This is a genomic window from Hydrogenivirga sp. 128-5-R1-1 (assembly GCF_000171895.1).
Genome location: NZ_ABHJ01000183.1, coordinates 1 through 2,042, shown reverse-complemented (window position 1 = coordinate 2,042; position 2,042 = coordinate 1). Strand labels below are relative to the sequence as shown.

Genomic DNA, 2,042 nt, shown 5'->3' with positions numbered 1-2,042 from the left:
TTCATCTATAGAATTTCAATTATTCAAAAAGGCTTATCAATGCTTCTTGGTATATTTATGATAATGTTAGGATTTCAAATAACAGGTAATCTAAAAGAAAAAGGTGTCCCTGGGCTGGATTTAGTTTTTACTACAATTGCTGAAATATTATCTAAGTTTAGAAAAAATCCCTTTTTCTTAGGAATGTTTAATGGATTTTTACCTTGTCCACTTGTATATGCAATGCTACTGCAGTCAGTTTTAGAAAAATCACCAATAAAAGGTTTTTTTATTATGCTTGCTTTTGGTTTAGGAACTGTGCCGGCAATGTTTCTGTCAAGTGTAGTTTTTCATAAATTTTCTCCAAAAATCCGGAAAAAAATTGCAGGGTTAAGTGGTGTAATTATTATAATTTTAGGTATATGGGCTATTTTAAGAGCATTTGGAATAGGTCATCATCATTAAAGATTAAAAAATGAAAAAAAAGAGATTTTATTAAAAGTTTAGTTTTAATTCCATTGTCAGCTAAAGCTGGTATCTTAGATGTTTTTAAACCTCCTAAAAAGAGTAATCTTCCTCCAGCTTTTTATAGTAGATATTTCCGCACTTCAAAAAAGGCTACTGGAAAAAAGAGTATGGAGCGATAGAGCAAAGTACAAAATAGATTATTTTTAATGGAGCCCTTAAAGGGCTCCACTGAGGGGGTGGGGTGCAACACAGGGTAATGTTGCTTATTAAAGTTGTGGTTTTGGCGTGTTAGGTGCAGATGGTGGAAGTACAGGAAGTTGTAAAGCTTCTTTTGGTATCTTACCTGTAAGGCTGTCTAAAAATGCAACTATTTTATCAACTTCCTCATCAGTTAAGTTAATGCCAAGCTGGTATTCTCCCATTATCTTAACAGCTTCTTTTATATCCCATATTTTTCCTTTGCTAAAGTACGGATAGGTTCTTGTGATATTTCTTAAGATTGGAACTTTAAACACATATTTATCTTCTTCCTTTTTGGTTATGTTGTATCTTCCTAAGTCTTCTCCAATAAGTTCTTTTGGATAAGGTTTAACAAGTCCCATTTTTTGATACATAGTTCCACCAAGGGCTACACCTTGATGACATGATGCACATCCTTTTTCCATAAATAACTTTAAGCCTTCTTTTTCTTTTTTAGTTAAAGCATCTGTATTTCCTCTTAAAAATTCATCAAATCTTGACGGTGTAACAAGTGTTCTTTCAAATGCTGCTATAGCCTTAGCTACATTTTCATAATTTACTGGCTGTTTATCATTTGGAAATGCTTTTTTGAATTCTTCAACGTATTCTTTAATAGTTTTCAATCTGCTTATGACAAGTTCTGGATTAGGCATTGCCATTTCTACAGATGCGAGTATAGGTCCTTTAGCCTGTTCTTCTAAATCTTTAGCTCTTCCATCCCAGAACTGTGCAAATTGAAATCCGGCATTTAATACTGTAGGAGCATTTCTTCCACCTGTTAAAAATTTGTGTCCTAAAGATGTTTCAACGCCATCAACCCCATATGTGGATAAATTATGACAGGTATTACAGCTTATAACTCCGCTAAGTGAAAGTCTTGGGTCAAAATAAAGTTTTTTACCAAGCTGTATTTTTTCAGGAGTTGTTGGATTGTAAGCTGGTGCAGGTATTTCTTTAGGAAGTGGCTTAAAATAAAGTTTTGCCTGTTTTAAAAGCTCTTCATCAGAAGCAAAAGTTGAGGTAGCTAAACCCAGGGATAAAACATAACTAATAAATTTTTTCATTTTGTCCCTCCTTAATAATAATAATTATTATTAATAATAATGAAAACAAAAATCATTGTCAAGCCTTTTTAAATTAAAAATAACCTTAATCTTCTAAAGAAAACTCCACTTCTCTTTTTGGTATAACTGTTGTTATGGCATGTTTGTAAATGATAATTTGTCTTGGGCCTTCTTTTATAAGTATTGTGTGTGGGTCAAAATATCTTATTTTCCCTTCAAGTTTTACACCGTTAATAAGGTAAACATTAACCCTGACATTTGCTTTCCTTATAGCATTTAGAAACTTTTCTT

The 2,042-nt window shown here is 32.3% G+C and carries 3 protein-coding genes; 1 reads left to right on the top strand and 2 read right to left on the bottom strand.

Going from position 1 to position 2,042, the window contains the following annotated elements; all coding sequences use genetic code 11:
• A partial coding sequence (locus HG1285_RS03585; protein WP_008288837.1) for a sulfite exporter TauE/SafE family protein occupies positions 1 to 444 on the top strand: 444 nt, incomplete at its 5' end.
• 269 nt (positions 445 to 713) lie between these two features.
• On the opposite strand, the gene HG1285_RS03590 is transcribed toward HG1285_RS03585, so the two are convergent.
• Together HG1285_RS03590 and hfq are read right to left on the bottom strand one after the other, a co-directional pair.
• Complete coding sequence (locus tag HG1285_RS03590; RefSeq protein WP_008288836.1) at positions 714 to 1,751, bottom strand: cytochrome-c peroxidase; 1,038 nt, start codon at positions 1,749 to 1,751, stop codon at positions 714 to 716.
• An 85-nt stretch (positions 1,752 to 1,836) separates the two neighbouring features.
• The coding region (hfq, locus tag HG1285_RS03595; protein WP_008288835.1) for an RNA chaperone Hfq at positions 1,837 to 2,042 on the bottom strand (206 nt) is incomplete at its 5' end.

Coding starts and splice junctions, on each gene's coding strand:
- HG1285_RS03590 (WP_008288836.1), bottom strand. CDS start 1,751: ATGAAAAAATTTATTAGTTATGTTTTATCCCTGGGTTTAGCTACCTCA.